The following is a 16,360-nucleotide window of genomic DNA, read 5'->3' on the forward strand; positions in this document are numbered from 1 at the left end:
CCCGCTCAGTGGCGAGCGGAGGGACGACCCGGATCCTGCGAACCTCGGTCGAGTTCCTCGGGTTCGACGACGGGCGGCAACACGTGGAGGATGCCCGACAGACGCGCGACGGTCTCGATGGCCGAGTCCCATTCGCGGCCGGAGCTGCCGACGGGGATCGAGCCGAGTGTCCACTCGCCTTCGCTCCACAGCATCTGCACGTGGTCGGGGATGGACTCGGTGAACGCGACCATCCGCTGGTCGCACACGCGTCGTGCGATCTCGAGGTCGGTGGCGAAGACGATGCGCGGCCCGATCGAACCGAGCAGGTTCATGTCGGGGTCCTTCGGCGGCGGCGTCGACTTGAGCCGCAGGTCGATGTCGACGTCGGAGCCGACCTTGCGCCGGACCGCGATGATCGTCGCGGTCTCCTCGATGTCGAACAGGACGAACTCCTCGCCGCGGCGAACCCCGCGGACGATGTCGATCGCGCCGAGATATTCCTGCTTGGCGAGCGCCGCGCGGTGCCAGGTGGACGGCAGGTGGTCCTCGGCGGAGGTGTACTTGTAGCCCTGCGCCTTGGCCCAGATCTCCCGGATACGACCCGACTGTTCCCGCCGCGTCCGGTCGACGTAGAGCAGCGCGACCGCACCCAGCAGTGCGACCGCGGCCAGAGAGAACCACATGACAGTCATCGTCGAGTCAGCCTAGCGGGTCAGCGGCCCGAACCACCGAAGGATGGGAGGGACGCGCTGACGACGGTCTCGGCGGTCATCCGTCCCTGCTCGACGGCACTGCCGGTCGCCACGGCGGTCGCTCCGACCTCGAGGCTGTCGGCGGTGTTGCCGGTCAGGGTGATGATCTCGGTGTCGGGGGTGAGGACGACGGTGACCGTCGAACCACCGATGACGCCGAGGGTGATGCTGCCGCCGTCGTTGGCGGTGATCGTGCCCACGACCGCGCCCGCGTCGCCCATGACCTCGCCGAGGCCGCCCGGGATCCGGTCGAGCGGCAGTCCCGGTGTGGTCGGTTCGGGTGCCGGCGGGAGAGTCGCCGTCGGCGGGGGCGCGACGGTGGCCGGGGCGCGATCCGACGCGACCCGCGAAGTGGAGTCGTCGGGCCGGCTGAGCAGGAACCCGATGGTGCCGCCGAGCGCGATGAGGACCACCGCGGCGAGCGCGATCAGTCCCCAGCGCGGGCCGCGCGGTTTCCCGGCATCCGCGCCGGGCACCGGACCCGTGGGCGGCTGCCCGGGGATTCCGTGCCCCCGCGTTCCCGGTCCCGGGTTCATCGCCGTCTGCGGGTTACCGGGGTCGTATCCGGGGAGCACCTGTGTGGGCTGATAGCCGTGCGGGGGCGGGTAGCCCGACCGAGGCGGATACGGCTGTTGCGACGGAGGACCCTGTTGCGACGAAGGCCCCTGTGGGGACGGATAGGCCTGGGTGGGCTGGTACTCGCTCCCCTGCGCGCCCCACTGCTCGTAGCGGGTGTACGCGACCGTCGGGTTGGTGACCGGCCGCCCGTACGCCTCGGTCGGGTCGTCGGTGTGCAGCACGCGGGTCGCGTCGTCGTCCGTCCCGTTCGACGACTCGTCGAGTGCGTAGGCCCGTTCCTGCGGGGTGCGCGGATCCTGGGGATTCGTCATAACGCCTTCCAGAGTAGGCGTGCGCGGCCCCGGTGACTCCTGCCGCCGAGGCCGCGCACGGGTGCCGTCAGGCGCTGATCACGAGGTGGTCGCCGTCCTCGCTGACGCCCACGTGGACGGTGTCGCCGTCCTTGATCTCACCGGCGAGCAGCTTCTTGGCGAGCTGGTCGCCGACCGCCTGCTGGATCAGGCGGCGCAACGGACGTGCACCGTACTGCGGGTCGTAGCCGCGCACCGCCAGCCAGAACCGCGCGGCGTTCGAGACGTCCAACGTCAGTCGCCGTGCCGACATGCGGTCGGCGAACTGGTCGAGCTGGATGTCGACGATCTTCTCGAGCTGCTCCTCCGAGAGCGGGTCGAAGACCACGACGTCGTCGAGCCGGTTGATGAACTCCGGCTTGAACGCCGCCCGCACCGCCGCCATGATGTGCTCCCGATCGCCACCCGCACCGAGGTTCGAGGTGAGGATCAGGATGGTGTTGCGGAAGTCGACCGTGCGTCCCTGGCCGTCGGTGAGACGACCGTCGTCGAGCACCTGCAGCAGCGTGTCGAAGACGTCCGGGTGGGCCTTCTCGACCTCGTCGAACAGCACCACCGTGTAGGGGCGGCGCCGCACGGCCTCGGTCAGCTGACCGCCCGCCTCGTAGCCGACGTAGCCCGGAGGCGCACCGACGAGGCGTGCCACCGAGTGCTTCTCGCTGTACTCGGACATGTCGATCCGCACCATGGCGCGTTGGTCGTCGAACAGGAAGTCGGCGAGCGCCTTCGCCAGCTCCGTCTTGCCGACACCGGTCGGGCCGAGGAACAGGAAGGACCCCGTCGGACGGTTCGGGTCGGCGACACCGGCACGTGCACGACGCACCGCGTCGGAGACGGCCTGCACCGCGACGTCCTGGCCGACGACCCGCTTGCGCAGTTCGTCCTCCATCCGCAGCAGCTTGGCGGTCTCGCCCTCGAGCATGCGGCCGGCGGGGATGCCGGTCCATGCCGCGACGACGTCGGCGACGTCGTCCGGGCCGACCTCCTCCTTGAGCATCAGGTCGCCACCGGCGGTGGTACCCGACGCGGCGGCTGCCGCCTCGAGCTTCTTCTCCAGCTCGGGGATGCGGCCGTAGCGCAGCTCGGCGGCCTTGCCGAGGTCGCCGTCGCGTTCGGCGCGTTCCTCCTCGCCGCGCAGGGATTCGAGCTGTTCCTTGATCTCCCGCACGGAGTCGATCGCGGTCTTCTCGTTCTGCCAGCGCGTGGTGAGCTGGTTGAGCTTCTCCCTCTCGTCGGCGAGTTCGGCGCGCAGCTTCTCGAGGCGTTCCTTCGAGGCCTCGTCGCTCTCCTTCTGCAACGCCATCTCCTCGATCTCGAGGCGACGGACGATGCGTTCGACGGTGTCGATCTCCTCGGGACGCGAGTCGATCTCCATCCGCAGGCGCGAGGCCGCCTCGTCGACGAGGTCGATGGCCTTGTCCGGCAGGAAACGCGAGGTGATGTACCGGTCGGACAGCGTCGCCGCCGCGACGAGCGCGGAGTCGGTGATGCGCACGCCGTGGTGCACCTCGTAGCGCTCCTTGAGGCCGCGCAGGATGCCGACGGTGTCCTCGACACTCGGCTCCCCGACGAGGACCTGCTGGAAGCGACGTTCGAGGGCCGCGTCCTTCTCGATGTACTTGCGGTACTCGTCGAGGGTCGTGGCACCGACCAGCCGCAGCTCACCGCGGGCGAGCATCGGCTTGATCATGTTGCCGGCGTCCATCGCCGACTCGCCGGTTGCGCCGGCACCGACGATGGTGTGGAGTTCGTCGATGAAGGTGATGATCTGCCCGGCCGATTCCTTGATCTCGTCGAGCACGGCCTTGAGGCGTTCCTCGAACTCGCCGCGGTACTTCGCGCCCGCGACCATCGAGCCGAGGTCGAGCGAGATGACGGTCTTGCCGCGCAGCGACTCGGGCACGTCCCCGGCGACGATGCGCTGGGCGAGGCCCTCGACGATGGCGGTCTTACCGACACCCGGCTCACCGATGAGGACCGGGTTGTTCTTGGTCCTGCGGGAGAGCACCTGAACGACACGGCGGATCTCGTTGTCGCGACCGATGACCGGGTCGAGCTTGCCTTCGCGCGCCCGCGCCGTCAGATCGGTGGAGTACTTCTCCAGGGCCTGGTAACTGGCCTCGGGGTCGGCGGAGGTCACGCGGCGGTTGCCCCGGACGGTCGTGAAGGCGTCGCGCAGGGCGGTCGGCGTCGCACCGTGCCCGGCGAGCAGCTTCGCGACATCGGAGTCGCCACCGGCGAGACCGACGAGGACGTGCTCGGTGGAAACGAATTCGTCGGTGAGTTCGGTGGCGAGTTTCTGCGCCGCGGTCATGGCCGCGATCGCCTCACGCCCGAGCTGTGGCGTGGTGGTCGCACCACTGGTCTGCGGAAGACGACGGACGAGGTCCTCGGCTTCCCTGCGGACCGCGGCCGGGTCGACGCCCACCGCTTCGAGCAGCGGGCCGGCGATGCCGTCGGTCTGGTCGAGCAGTGCCACGAGCAGGTGTGCCGGACGGATCTCCGGGTTGCCCGCAGTGGACGCCGACTGAAGTGCAGCGGTGAGTGCGGCCTGGGTCTTGGTCGTCGGATTGAACGAGTCCACTGCGCGCCCCTTTCTTTCTCGGTGCACTCCCGCGCAGGCGAGTGCCCCATATCGATTCTGCAGCCGATCCCCTGCACCGGGCAGGTCTCGGTGATGTCGAATTCTTCAACGGATCATAAGTTGAGTTTGTTCCACTCAACTTTCCTGAGTGTAGTGACTCTGACCACAAAACGCTCGCAGGTTGTGACGGACCCGGCGGTCAGTGGCCGGGCGCCCTGCAACCGACTACAGTGGCGGCGTTCGCGCAGCACGGATACAGGGAGGATGGCGTGGAGGCTTTCGCCATCGCCCGGGTTCAGCTCAGCTTCGCGTCGATCATCGCCACCCCCACCGGAGCCGAACGGTTCGCGACGGCGTTCTACAACGCCATGTGGAGCGAGTCCACCGGCATCCGCTCACTGTTCCCCGCCGGCATGGAGTCGATGCGGCAGCGTTTCGCGACCGCGGTCGGCTGGGTCGTCGCCCGCCTCCATGAGCCCGGCACCGTCGACAGGTTCCTCGCCCAGCTCGCGCGCGACCACCGGAAGTACGGGGTCGAGCCGCTGCACTACCGCGTCGCGGGCAACGCACTGCTCGCTGCGGTCCGCGAGTGCACTCCCCTGATCCTGTGGACGGCTGCGCTCGAACGCACCTGGGCCGAGGTCGTCGACGGGGTCGTCGAGACGATGGCGACCGCCGCGGCCACCGACGACCTACCCGCCTCGTGGGGTGCCACCGTCGTCGGCCATGAGCGCGTGCTCCCCGACCTGGCGATCATCCGGCTCGAGGCCGACAGCCCGATTCCCTATTACGCGGGCCAGTACATGAGCGTGCAGATCCCGCAGCGCCCGCACATGTGGCGGTACCTGTCGGCGGCGATCCCTCCGAATCAGTACGGGCAGATCGAATTCCATGTCCGACGGGTCTCCACCGGATGGGTGAGCCCCGCGCTCGTCGGCGAGACCGCGGTCGGCGACCGGTGGACGATCGGCCCACCGCTCGGCGGCCTGCACGTCGACCGCGAGAGCGGCCAGGATGTGCTGATGATCGCGTCCGGCACCGGCCTCGCACCCATGCGCGCCCAGATCATGGAGATGGCGATGCGCGGCGACAACCCGCGCGTCCACCTGTTCTACGGCGGCAAGTATCCGTGCGACCTGTACGACCTCGAAACGCTGTGGCAGATCGCCACGACCAACCCGTGGCTGACCATCGTGCCGGTGCTCGAGGAGAAGGAGAATCCTTGGTGGCATCCGGTTCCCGTGAAGGAGCCACCCACCGGCCTCAACCGGCCGATGTACGGCAAGCTCGGTAAGGTCGCCGGGCAGTTCGGCACGTGGGCCGACCGTCAGATCCAGATCGCCGGGTCGCCGTCGATGATCCGCACGACGCTGTACGCGCTGTCGGCGGCAGGCACCCCGCGTCAGAACATCAGCTTCGACCCACTCTGATCCGTTTGCGCAGCTTCCGCGCTGCGTGAGGGTTCCGAGCCGGCGACTACATCCGCTGCGCCGCGACCGCCCGCGCGAACTCCGGATGCGCCTGCGAGATGACGAGTTCCGAACCGTCCTCGGCCACGGACATTCCCAGCGACGCCCGCTTCGGCTCGAGCACCCGCAAGGCGACGTAGATCGGGAGGAACGACAGACCGAAGACGCTGAGCAGCGCGAGACCGTAGATCTTGGGAGCGCCCTGTACGAGCGCGAACACCAGCGCGAGGAAGATGACGCCGAGGACCGTGCAGGTCGCGGCGGCGGCGATCTGCCAGCGCGTGCGGACGGCGACGCAGCGAGCGCACACCGGCCAGTCCACCGCGGCGACCTGCACCGTGTAGGCGGCCTCGAGCGCCGAACCGAACCGGTTCGATCCCTGACGGGGCTCGGACGCATCGGCCGAGACCGTCACCCGGACACGGCCGGTCTCGGGCTCTCCGTGGCGCGGGCAGATCGGGGGGATGGGATCGATCGGTCGCATCGAACCGTCCCCGAGCGTGCTCGTCGCTCCCGAGCCCGGATATTCGACTGCCAACCGCACCTCGACCCGCTGGGCGTCCCCGTTCACCATGCGAGGGAGTATGTCAGCACGACCCGGGCAGTGAAAGACCGGCCGCACCTGACCGGTACTCGTACGGTCGCGCGGGTACCGAAGCAGTCTCTATGCGCTCGTTCCCGAAAGCGCGCACGACCTTTCGGAAGGCGTCGGCGCCATCGCGGCACGACCTCCAGCCGCGGCAGCAGAACGAAGAAGAGCGGTGTAACGCACATCACACTTCTTGCGATGATCCATCATCAGCCACACACAGAGGAACGGACATGAGCAGGATTCACGTGTGGCTCGCGATGATCGTCGTCATCGCGGGGATCGGGCTGACGGGCCCGACCGCGTCGGCCGCAACGCCCTATTGCGGTATCCACTGGGGTTCGCTGGACAAGGTGAACCCGACGATGGTCGCCTCACCGTTCACCGCCGTGCGGGCAGGACGGCACGAGTGCTTCGACCGGATCGTCGTCGATCTCGCCGGGCAGGCCGCGGGCTACCGCGTCGGCTACGTCCCCGCCGTCCACGAGGACGGATCGGGGTTCGAGGTCCCGCTGCGCGGAGGCGCCTATCTCCAGGTGGTCGTCCTCGCTCCCGCCTACTACGTACCGGCGAACCGGCGCGAGGTCGTCGACGTGAGCGGGTACCGGACCCTGCGACAGGTGGCGTGGGCCAACAGTTTCGAAGGCCAGACCACCCTCGGGGTCGGGGTACGGGCCCGGCTGCCGTTCCGGGTGTTCACCCTCGACGGTCCCGGTAGCGGTTCACGGGTGGTGCTGGACGTCGCGCACCAGTGGTGAGGCAGGACATCGGCACAGCCGGATCCACGAATCCTGCTGACAAACAGACGGTCCCGGCAACCACGAGCGGTTGCCGGGACCGGCGGTCACGAGAACGGGGTCAGCGATAGGACGCCCGCAGCGTCTTCTTGTCGAGTTTGCCCAGCGGCGTCAGCGGCAGCGCGTCGAGGAAGTCGACCGACTTGGGGGCGTGCACCGAACCCTTTGCGGCACGCACCTTCTCGATCAGCTCTTCGGACGGCACCGACTGGCCCTCTCGCAGCACGACACACGCCTTGACGGCCTCGCCCCACTTGACGTCAGGCACACCGACGACGGCCACGGACGCGACCGCCGGGTGCGACGAGATGACGTCCTCGATCTCGCGGGGGAAGACATTGAAGCCGCCGGTGACGATCATGTCCTTCTTGCGGTCGACGATCGTCATGAAGCCGTTCTTGTCGGCGCGCGCGACGTCGCCGGTGTGCAGCCACCCGCCGCGCAGCGCCTCGGCGGTCTCCTCCGGCTTGTTCAGATAGCCCTTCATCACGAGCGGGCCGCGCACACAGATCTCGCCGAGTTCGCCCTGCGGCACCTCGTTCAGGTCGTCGTCGAGCAGGCGGACGTCGAGCCACGGCACGGGGCGGCCGCACGACGCGAGGCGGCTCGGATCATCGGGGAGGTGTTCCTCCTTGCGCAGCACCGAGATAGTCATGCCGCATTCGGACTGACCGTAGAACTGGAAGAAGACCGGACCGAGCCGCTCGATTCCTTCGCGCAGGCGGGACGGCGACATGGCCGACGCGCCGTAGAACAGGGTCTCGAGGCTCGACAGGTCGCGGCTGTCGAAATCGGGATGGTCGAGCAGCATGTAGATCATCGTCGGCACGAGCATCGTCGCGTTGATGCGGTGCTTCTCGATCGCTTCGAGCACGAGCGCGGGATCGAAATGAGGCAGCACGTAGAGGCATCCGCCGCGCAGGAGCGTGGGGACGAAGAACGCCGCACCGGCGTGCGAGAGCGGGGTGCACACGAGGAAGCGCGGCTGCTCGGGCCACTGCCACTCGGCCATCTGGATCTGGTTCAGGGCCGCTCCCGAACGGAACGAGCCCATCACACCCTTCGGCTTCCCGGTGGTGCCGCCGGTGTAGACGATGGACGAGGTGTCCTCGATGCCGACGGGTGCGGACACGAGCCGCTGCTCGGTGAACTGCTCGGACAGGGCGAGGATGTCGGTACCCACCGAGGACGGGCCGAGGGAGAACAGGTTCTTCAGGGTCGGCACCTGCTCGCGCAACTCCGCGGCGCGTTCCTCGAAGTGCCGGGGATCGAAGATCAGGGTCTCGATCTCGGCGTCGGTCGAGATGTACAGGTGGTCGGAGAGCGAGCCCATGGGGTTCAGGGCCGTGTTGCGGCAGCCGGCGACCATCGTGGCGCCCATCGAGATGAGCACCTCGGGCCGGTTCTTGGACAGCATCGCCACCGCCGATCCCTGCCCGACCCCGACGGACGCGAGCGCCTGCTGGAACCGGCTGACGGCGGCGCGCATCTCGGCTCCGGTGAGGACGACGTCACCGAGGTGCAGGGCGGGCCGGTCGGCGCTGCGGTCGAGCGCGGTGATGAGGAGATCGGGCGTGAATGCGGGGCGGTAGAGGTCGGCGTACTCCTCGGGCATGGTCGTCCTTCCGGTGTGCTGTGACGGTCCGTTATGTGACGTCACCGGTCGGCGTTCTCCGCTGTGGTGACCATCACCTGCCGTGGGTCACGATAACCGCTCGGGGCCGAAAACTGAAACACGTTCCACTCTGCCTTTTCGGCGATTTCTCGCCTAGAGTCTTGGGCACGCCACAGCACACCACCGGGGGATCACGCATGCAGTCGGCCACGCCGTCACCGAGCGAGACCGAGAAGGCAGTCACCGCAACCGTCGTCGAACATCATCGGCTCCGCCACGATCTCGCGGTTGTGCGTCTCGAATGCGACGACGCGATCGTCGATTTCCGCCCCGGGCAGTACGTCGACGTGGCCGTGCCGCAGCGTCCCACGCTGCCGCGTCGCCTCTCCCCCGCACTGCCACCGTCGCTGGACGGCAAGCTCGAATTCCACGTGCGCACGGTCCCGGGTGGCTGGGTGAGCGGCGCGATCGTCGCCGAGACACGGCCGGGCGACGTGTGGCAGATCGGCGCGGCCCGCGGCGGCGACCTCCACATCGACGACACCGGCCGCCTCGTCATCATGGTGGCCGGCGGTACGGGCCTCGCGCCGCTGCGGTCGCTGATCCTCGACACGGCGCGTCACCCGGATCCGCCCCGCACCTTCCTGTTCACGGGCGCCCGCAACCCGCGCGACCTGTACGCCGCCGACATGCTCATGCTCCTGTCTGAGGCGCTGCCGTGGCTGACGGTGGTGCCGGTCGTGGAGACCCTCGAGATCCCCGACATCCCCGACCCCTGGTTCGATCGCATCGCCCCGCGCATCGACGAGTTCGGACCCGACCCCGACGAACTGCTCGAGGGCAGCGTCGACGAGATCGTCACGTCCTACGGTGCGTTCGGCGACCACCAGGTGCTCGTGTGCGGCCCGGCGGCCATGGTGCGCACCACCGCTCAGCGGCTGATCGAGACCGGCACCCCGGCCGAGAACATTCGCTACGACCCGTACTGAGCCGCATCGCGAGCGGCGATGTAGCCGAACACCAGGCCCTGGCCGATCGTGGCGCCCGCGCCGGGATAGCTGTGGCCGAACGCGTTGGCCGCGGTGTTGCCGATGGCGTAGAGACCCGCAATCGGGCTGCCGTCCTCGCGCAGGACCCGCGCCCGCTCGTCGGCGCGCACGCCACCGCACGTGCCGAGATCGCTCAGGGTCATCTTCACGGCGTAGAGAGGTCCGTGCGTCAGGGGCCGCATGTTGGGGTTGGGCTGGATGGTGGGATCACCGTAATAGCGGTCGTAGGCGCTGCTCCCACGGCCGAACTCGGAATCCGTTCCGGCTGCGGCATCGTCGTTGAACTTGCCGAAGGTCGCGGCGAAGTTCTCCACCGGCACACCCATCGAGGCCGCGAGTTCTTCCGCGGTGGAGGCGCGGTGAGCGATACCCGCCTTGTACCAGGCCTCCGGCAGTGGCTGACGGGGGAACACCCCGGCTGCGAACACGTAGCTGTTGCGGTACTTCTGGTCGAAGACGATCCACATCGACTCGATCGGATCACCGGCACGCTCCCGTTCGAGCACCAACTGCCCGAAGGACATGTAATCCGACGACTCGTTCGTGAACCGGCGTCCCGTCTGGTCGACGATGAACGAGCCGGGCAGCGAACGCTCGGCGAGCATGACCATCGGCGGCTTGCCCGGACGGGTCGGCGCGACGGCGGGGAACCACCATGCCTGGTCCATGAGGGCAAGATCGGCACCGACCTCCTGGGCCGCCTTGATCGCGTCGCCGGTGTTGGTCTCCGCCCCGAGGCTCTCGTGGTCGAGCAGACGCTCGGACTGGAACTTGCGCCGCATCTCCATGTCATGGTCGAACCCACCCGCGGCAAGCACCACCCCGCGACGAGCGGTCACCGTCACCTCACGTCCGTTCTGCGCCACGACTGCACCGGTGACACGATCCCCGTCGGTGAGCAGACGCACCAGCGACGTCTCGGTCCACACCGGCACACCGGCCTTCAGCACACCCGCGAACAGGCCGGCGGCGATCGCTTGTCCACCGGCGACGTATTCACGCTTGACGGCGAGTCCGGCGACCCCCTGGGCGAGTCGCTTGAAGATGCGCGGGAAACCCTTGTGCGGCACGCGCAACATGAGGTTCATCCACTTGTAGTCGGCACCGGTGGTGGGCATCGGCAGGCCCGCCTCCATGAGCCCCGGGCGCAGGCGCGAACGTTCCTCACCGAGCACCGACATGTCGAACGGCAGACACTCGCAGCTGCGTCCGACCGCCGACCCACCCGGCAGTTCGGGGTGGTAGTCGGCATAGCCCTTCGCCCAGAACAGCTTCATGGGCGTGGTGCGGCGGAGCATCTCGACCGTCTCGACCCCGTGGTCGACGAACGCCTCGCCCCGCTCGGCCGGCGCCGTTCCGTCCACGACCGACCGGACGTAGGTGTGGCCACGTTCGACGTTGTCTCCCGAACCCGACTCCACCAGAACGGGATTGGCCGGCACCCAGAAGGCACCGCCCGAACGTGCGGTGGAGCCACCGACGTATTCCGACTTCTCGACGATGAGGGTGGACAGTCCCGCTTCGTGCGCGGTGAGTGCGGCAGCCATGCCCGTACCGGACCCGATCACGAGCAGGTCGACGGTGGTGTCCTGGGCAGGTGCCACGGGCGGTACGGATGTCGGGACCATCGACAGTCTCCTTCTCGTCGTTGTCTGCGGGACGCTAGGACAGTTGCTCAGGACGCGAAGCCGGTTGTCCCGGTCACCGGGAGATCCGGCCCGTCGACCAGGGCACGCATCATCTTCCACACCTCCTGCCGCGCCGGCTCGGTGAACGACAGCGCGGGGAAGGTCAGGAATCCGTGGAACAGGCCGTCGAATCTGCGGTGTTGTACGGACACCCCGGCCGCGGTGAGGCGGTCGGCATAGTCGTCGCCGGACGAGCACGGCGGATCGAGTTCGGCGGTGACGACAACCGCCGAGGGCAGCCCAGCGAGCGATTCGGCGCGGGTCGGGATCAGGCGGGGATCGTCGGTGCCGTCCGGCGCGTACTGCTCCCAGTACCACCGCATCGCCGCTGAGGAGTTGTAGTAGCCCGTCCCGTACTTCCGGTACGACTCGGTGTCGAAGTCGTCGTCGATCACCGGATAGAACAACGCCTGACCGAGCACCGCCGGTCCGCCCTTGTCCCGCGCGGCGAGGGCGACGGTCGCGGCGAGGTTTCCACCGGCACTGTCGCCGGCGAGCACGATGCGCGCCGGGTCTCCTCCGTACGACGCGACGGTCGCGGCCGTCCATTCGAGCGCGGCGTACATGTCGTCGTGCGCGGCCGGCGCCGGATGTTCGGGGGCCAGCCGGTAATCGACGGACACGACGACGGCCCCGATACCCTCCGCCATCGACCGGCAGAACTCGTCGTGACTGTCGAGATCGCAGAAGACGAACCCGCCACCGTGCGCGAACACGACGACCGGCAGCGCGGTCTCGGAGGACTCGGGACGGTAGAGACGCAACGCGAGGTCGCCTCCCGGTCCGTCCACGACGAGATCGTGCACCTCGCGCATGACGGGGAGATGCTGAAGCGGACCGCGGCGACTACGGATGATCTCCCGGAGTTCCGTCGGCGGAATCGTCGTGACGTCCGGAAAACCCGCTTCCAGGGCCTTCAGCATGGACTCCACTTCGGAATGCAACGGCATGTCGGTCTCCTCGGCAGACGATACGTGCGGGTCACGCTAGGTTCGCCTCGGGACCACCCGGAAGGCGATATCCCGTCCAGCGGGTCGTGTATCGGCGAGCGGGACCGGACGTGCTCAGCGGGCCCGTCCGAGCGCACACTCCTGACGGACCGATCGACGAAGGAGAGCGCATGATCGACGGATCGAACCGCACGCGGGTGGTACGCATCGGGATCACCAGCCCGATCGTCACCCGGGTCCCCGGGGTCTCCTGCGACTGGGAGGCCGGTGCGGGGATCGAAGAGCTGTCGCAGATCGCGGACACCGCGGATCGGTCGGGATTCCACCACCTCACCTGCAGCGAACACGTCGCGGTACCCGCGTCCGTGGCTGCGACGCGAGGTGGGACGTACTGGGATCCGCTGGCGACCCTCGGCTTCCTCGCAGCGCGCACCGACCGGATCCGGCTGGTCACCCAGGTTCTCGTCCTCGGCTACCACCACCCTCTGGAGATCGCGAAGCGTTACGGCACACTCGACACGGTCAGCAGTGGACGCCTGACCCTCGGGCTCGGCGTCGGTTCGCTCGAGGAGGAGTTCGCGCTGCTCGACGTCCCCTTCACCGATCGCGGCGCACGCGCCGACGATGCTCTCGCAGCCCTGCGCGCATCGCTGTCGACACGCGAACCTTCCTATCGGGGAGAGTATTTCGAGTACTCCGATGTGGTCGTCGATCCCTGCGCCGTGCAGCCGCGGGTTCCGTTGTGGATCGGCGGCCGCACCCCGCGTTCACTGCGACGCGCGTGCGAGTTCGGGGACGGCTGGGTGCCTTTCGGTCTGGCTTTCGACGACGTGAAGGCGATGCTCGCGAAGAGGCAGCTGCCGCCCGGATTCGAGGTCGTGCTGCCGGCGGCGCGGCTCGACCCGCTCGGTGACCCCGACGCGACGCACAGACGACTCGACCGCGCGATCGCAGCGGGCGCGACGATCGTCGGCGCCGGTGTGGACGCCGGATCCGCTGACCACTACTGCGACCAGCTCGCCGCCCTCGCCGACCTGTTCGGCAGGGAGTTCGGTGATGTCGAGGTGGGCTGAGGCCGACATCTCCCGCTGGCCGGGAGAGCGGCGATGCGGTGCGTCTGCGGGTCGCTAGCGTCGGCGCGACACCTTTCGTCCCGCATTACACAGGAGCGACCGTGACCGTTTCCGACGCCGACGCCCGCACTCAGCGCATCCGCACCACCGTGCACGCCTATCTCGACGCCGTGGCCGCAGGCGTGGCCGCCGACATCGCCGCCCTGTACGCCGAGGACGCCACCCTCGAGGATCCCGTCGGTAGTGAACCGCGCGTGGGCCGGGCCGCGATCGCCGAGTTCTACAAGGGTGTCGAGGCCACCGAGAACACCACCGACCTGCTCACGCTCCGGATCGCCGGGTCGACCGCGGCCTTCCACTTCCGCGTGGTCACTAAGCCTCAATGCACCGATCGTCTGATGCTGTCGTCGTGGCTTCCATTGCACGACTTGGGACAGGGTGTGGACATGGACGATCTTCCGACCTTCGATGTCGGGTTGTTCCACTGGTCTTTCGAGTCGTTGGCGGGCAGGGAGTGTCTGTTAGCCGAGAATCGGTCGGTTTCGTCCGAACACCGTGTCGAACAGGGCGTTCCACCCCGATTCCCACGGCCACTGTTGGGGTAGATGCAACGTCAACCGGCGCGCCGACGACGCGATCCGAGCAGGGACCGACACAATGGTCCGCCGGACAGTTCCGGTGGTGGCCTTGACCAGCTTCGGATCGCCTGTGACGGTAGCCGCGGCGCGGGTGAGGTTGAACGCCATCACCGCGCAGACCAGCCACGCAGCATTGGCAGTGAACCGAGACGACGGCAAATGAGCGAGCGCGGAGCTCTTCAGGTCCGCGTGGACCTGCTCGATGATCGCGTGATGGCGGTGGAGCTTGTCGGCGGCGACGGCATCGAGATCGGTGGCGTCGACGGTGGTGAAGAAGGCATGAAACCGCCAGACGTCGAACAATTCGCCCTGGCCCTGGTCCTTCTTCGGCCGCAGGTCGGGGATACGCCGTACGATCAACCGCCCCGGAACCCGGTGGGTCTTCTTCTTCGAGGCGAACGCGGTGAACGGTATCTCCGCGACCTCGGCAGCCGAGATCCAGCGTTCGGTGTCGTGGTCGTAGATCGCGTTGGTGTACTCGATCGGAGTCCACGCATCCTCGTCGATCGAGGCGATCGCGGTCTTGATGGGTGAGGTCAGGCGCACGGTGACCGAGACGTCGGCGCCGCCGCGCAGCGCCGCCCCGATGGTGGGATATCCGTAGAACGCCGAGTCGGCCCGCACCAGCGGTCTGGGCGTGGCCTGTGCCGTGGTTCGCGCCCCTGGGCCGGCGGTAGCTGTGTGCAGGTGCGCGACGGTGGTCAGGGTGTCGGCGATCATCCGGGCTGCTCCACGCGCTGATCCGCAGGACCCTTTGCGCAGACGCTGTCCGACGATCACCGGGGCCGCGGTGTCGGTGGTGACCGTGGTGATCAGCGCGTTCAGTCCGCGGACCCCGGAATAGCCGTATCCGGAACCCTGTTTGCCGTGCCCGTGCACTTCGATGATCGAATCGTCGATGTCGACCAGCACGCGTTCGGTGTCGATCCCGGCCACCAGCGGAGTTCTGGTGGCCAGTCCGCGCAGGAACCGGGAGGCAACGGCGTCGAGTTGCCGAACGTGCCCGAAGGTGAAGGTGCGCAGGAACGACCCCAGCGTCGACGGTGCGTACGGGCGGTCGAAGAGTGTTCCCATCGCCCCGTGCCGTAGTAATGCCATGTCGGCGATGCTGTCCGCGCCGGCGACCATTCCCGCGACGAGTGCTCCGATCTTGTCGCCGGAGTGAGCACCCTTGTCGGTGGGAACGCTGAGGTGTTCGTCGGCGAGAGCCTGCAGGCCGCAGTTCTGCGCCAGACCCATGATCGGAACCAGCCCAGCGGTCGACACGAGATTCGGATCGTCGAACCTCGCCGCAGCGACGGGCCGGGTGTGAGAGAGTTGCATCTACGAGATGCCCTTCGTTGTGGCCGAATTGTTTCTGTGAGAAGTTCAATTCTTTCACTACGACAGGGCATTTCGCCGTTACGACTCGCCCATCACATCGGCCTGATCGGTGCATCCAGGCTAAGGCGGACGAGCAGACCTACGAGATCGAACCCATCGACGTCATGACGTTCGACGACGAGGGACGCATCACCAGCATGCGCGCAGTCTGGGCCCCGAGCGACATGCGTGTTCGCTGACCGTTCGGCGGGACACGGTTCGCGCACTGCGCCGTCGGTGACGGACACTGGAACGAACGCCGACCGATAGGAGATTTCTCGATGACAGCCGAGCATGCGGTGCTGGATCCTCGACGGATCCGCGACGTGATGAGCAATTTCTGCACGGGAGTCACCGTGATCACGGCCCTCGACGGCGACGAACCTCTCGGGTTCGCATGCCAGTCGTTCGTGTCCGTATCGCTGGACCCGCCGCTCATCTCATTCTGTCCCGCGCGCACGTCGACCACCTGGCCGAAGATCCGGGAGGTCGGCACCCTGGCCGTCAACGTCCTGTCCGAGAGCCAGCGCACCCTGTGCGGTGCGTTCGCGGTGAGCGGCGGCAACAAGTTCCGCGGGGTGCGCTGGGAGCCGGGCGACAACGGCGCTCCGGCGCTCGAGGGAGCTCTCGCGCGGGTCGAGGCGACCGTGGAGACCGAGTACGAGGCCGGCGACCACACGATCGTGCTGGCCAGGGTCACGGGGCTGACGTCGCTGCACTCCCGCGGTCCGCTGCTGTTCTTCCAGGGCACCTACGGCGGTTTCGAACGGCGGTGACACCGAACGTCGGCGATGTGGAACGACGGGTGAGGGAATAGACGGTCACCGGCCGAGGTTGCTCCGAAGGTGTGCCCGGCGGCCGATACCGGGCCCCGACGCGAAGG

Annotated in this window: 13 protein-coding genes and 2 pseudogenes; 7 read left to right on the forward strand and 8 right to left on the reverse strand. The window is 68.0% G+C overall.

The genetic code is table 11. The annotated features are described in order from the left end of the window. Positions 1-5: 5 nt before the first annotated feature. From LPH33_RS19940 to clpB, 3 genes are all read right to left on the reverse strand, one after another. A complete protein-coding gene (locus LPH33_RS19940) occupies positions 6-665 on the reverse strand; it encodes a hypothetical protein (protein WP_006553002.1) in 660 nt (219 codons plus the stop codon). A gap of 29 nt (positions 666-694) precedes the next feature. Then, entirely contained in the window at positions 695-1,624 is a 930-nt protein-coding gene (locus LPH33_RS19945) for a hypothetical protein (protein ID WP_229565611.1), read from the reverse strand. A gap of 67 nt (positions 1,625-1,691) precedes the next feature. Beyond that, positions 1,692-4,247 (reverse strand): ATP-dependent chaperone ClpB, encoded by a 2,556-nt coding sequence (clpB, locus tag LPH33_RS19950; RefSeq protein ID WP_229565612.1) that lies wholly within the window; start codon positions 4,245-4,247, stop codon positions 1,692-1,694. A gap of 269 nt (positions 4,248-4,516) precedes the next feature. Here clpB and LPH33_RS19955 point away from each other — a divergent pair, with 269 nt between their 5' ends. Next, complete coding sequence (locus LPH33_RS19955; protein ID WP_229565614.1) at positions 4,517-5,677, forward strand: FAD-binding oxidoreductase; 1,161 nt, start codon at positions 4,517-4,519, stop codon at positions 5,675-5,677. Positions 5,678-5,723: 46 nt separating this feature from the next. On the opposite strand, the gene LPH33_RS19960 is transcribed toward LPH33_RS19955, so the two are convergent. Further along, positions 5,724-6,290 carry a hypothetical protein gene (locus LPH33_RS19960; RefSeq protein ID WP_229565615.1) on the reverse strand — a complete coding sequence of 189 codons (567 nt, stop codon included), beginning with the start codon at positions 6,288-6,290 and terminating at the stop codon, positions 5,724-5,726. Between the two features lie 248 nt (positions 6,291-6,538). Here LPH33_RS19960 and LPH33_RS19965 point away from each other — a divergent pair, with 248 nt between their 5' ends. Then, positions 6,539-7,063, forward strand: a complete 525-nt coding sequence (locus tag LPH33_RS19965; RefSeq protein WP_229565617.1) for an AMIN-like domain-containing (lipo)protein — start codon at positions 6,539-6,541, stop codon at positions 7,061-7,063. 100 nt (positions 7,064-7,163) lie between these two features. Here the strand turns inward: LPH33_RS19965 and LPH33_RS19970 are convergent, their stop codons facing one another. Next, positions 7,164-8,717, reverse strand: coding sequence for an AMP-binding protein (locus tag LPH33_RS19970; protein ID WP_229565618.1), 1,554 nt, complete (start codon positions 8,715-8,717; stop codon positions 7,164-7,166). Between the two features lie 197 nt (positions 8,718-8,914). Between LPH33_RS19970 and LPH33_RS19975 the strand changes: the two genes are divergently transcribed. Next, positions 8,915-9,706 (forward strand): FAD-binding oxidoreductase, encoded by a 792-nt coding sequence (locus LPH33_RS19975; RefSeq protein WP_229565620.1) that lies wholly within the window; start codon positions 8,915-8,917, stop codon positions 9,704-9,706. Here LPH33_RS19975 and LPH33_RS19980 read toward each other — a convergent pair. Continuing rightward, a complete protein-coding gene (locus tag LPH33_RS19980) occupies positions 9,691-11,394 on the reverse strand; it encodes a 3-ketosteroid-delta-1-dehydrogenase (RefSeq protein ID WP_229565621.1) in 1,704 nt (567 codons plus the stop codon). The two genes, LPH33_RS19975 and LPH33_RS19980, sit on opposite strands and share 16 nt — an antisense overlap. 47 nt (positions 11,395-11,441) lie before the next feature. After that, positions 11,442-12,404: an alpha/beta hydrolase gene (locus tag LPH33_RS19985; protein ID WP_060650486.1), complete on the reverse strand. Its 963-nt coding sequence runs from the start codon at positions 12,402-12,404 to the stop codon at positions 11,442-11,444. A gap of 170 nt (positions 12,405-12,574) precedes the next feature. Here LPH33_RS19985 and LPH33_RS19990 point away from each other — a divergent pair, with 170 nt between their 5' ends. Next, positions 12,575-13,477, forward strand: coding sequence for a TIGR03619 family F420-dependent LLM class oxidoreductase (locus LPH33_RS19990; RefSeq protein ID WP_060650485.1), 903 nt, complete (start codon positions 12,575-12,577; stop codon positions 13,475-13,477). 101 nt (positions 13,478-13,578) lie between these two features. Continuing rightward, a pseudogene (locus LPH33_RS19995) lies at positions 13,579-13,854 on the forward strand (nuclear transport factor 2 family protein); the annotation flags it as partial. Positions 13,855-13,998: 144 nt separating this feature from the next. Here LPH33_RS19995 and LPH33_RS20000 read toward each other — a convergent pair. Further along, a complete protein-coding gene (locus tag LPH33_RS20000) occupies positions 13,999-15,438 on the reverse strand; it encodes an IS1380 family transposase (protein ID WP_071934730.1) in 1,440 nt (479 codons plus the stop codon). Positions 15,439-15,551: 113 nt separating this feature from the next. On the opposite strand from LPH33_RS20000, the pseudogene LPH33_RS20005 reads away from it, so the two are divergent. Together LPH33_RS20005 and LPH33_RS20010 are read left to right on the forward strand one after the other, a co-directional pair. Beyond that, positions 15,552-15,677, forward strand: a pseudogene (locus LPH33_RS20005) (steroid delta-isomerase); the annotation flags it as partial. Positions 15,678-15,758: 81 nt separating this feature from the next. After that, complete coding sequence (locus tag LPH33_RS20010; RefSeq protein WP_229565623.1) at positions 15,759-16,253, forward strand: flavin reductase family protein; 495 nt, start codon at positions 15,759-15,761, stop codon at positions 16,251-16,253. Positions 16,254-16,360: the final 107 nt, after the last annotated feature.

It is taken from the genome of Rhodococcus sp. RDE2, assembly GCF_020885655.1.
Classification (GTDB): Bacteria; Actinomycetota; Actinomycetes; order Mycobacteriales; family Mycobacteriaceae; genus Rhodococcus; species Rhodococcus pyridinivorans.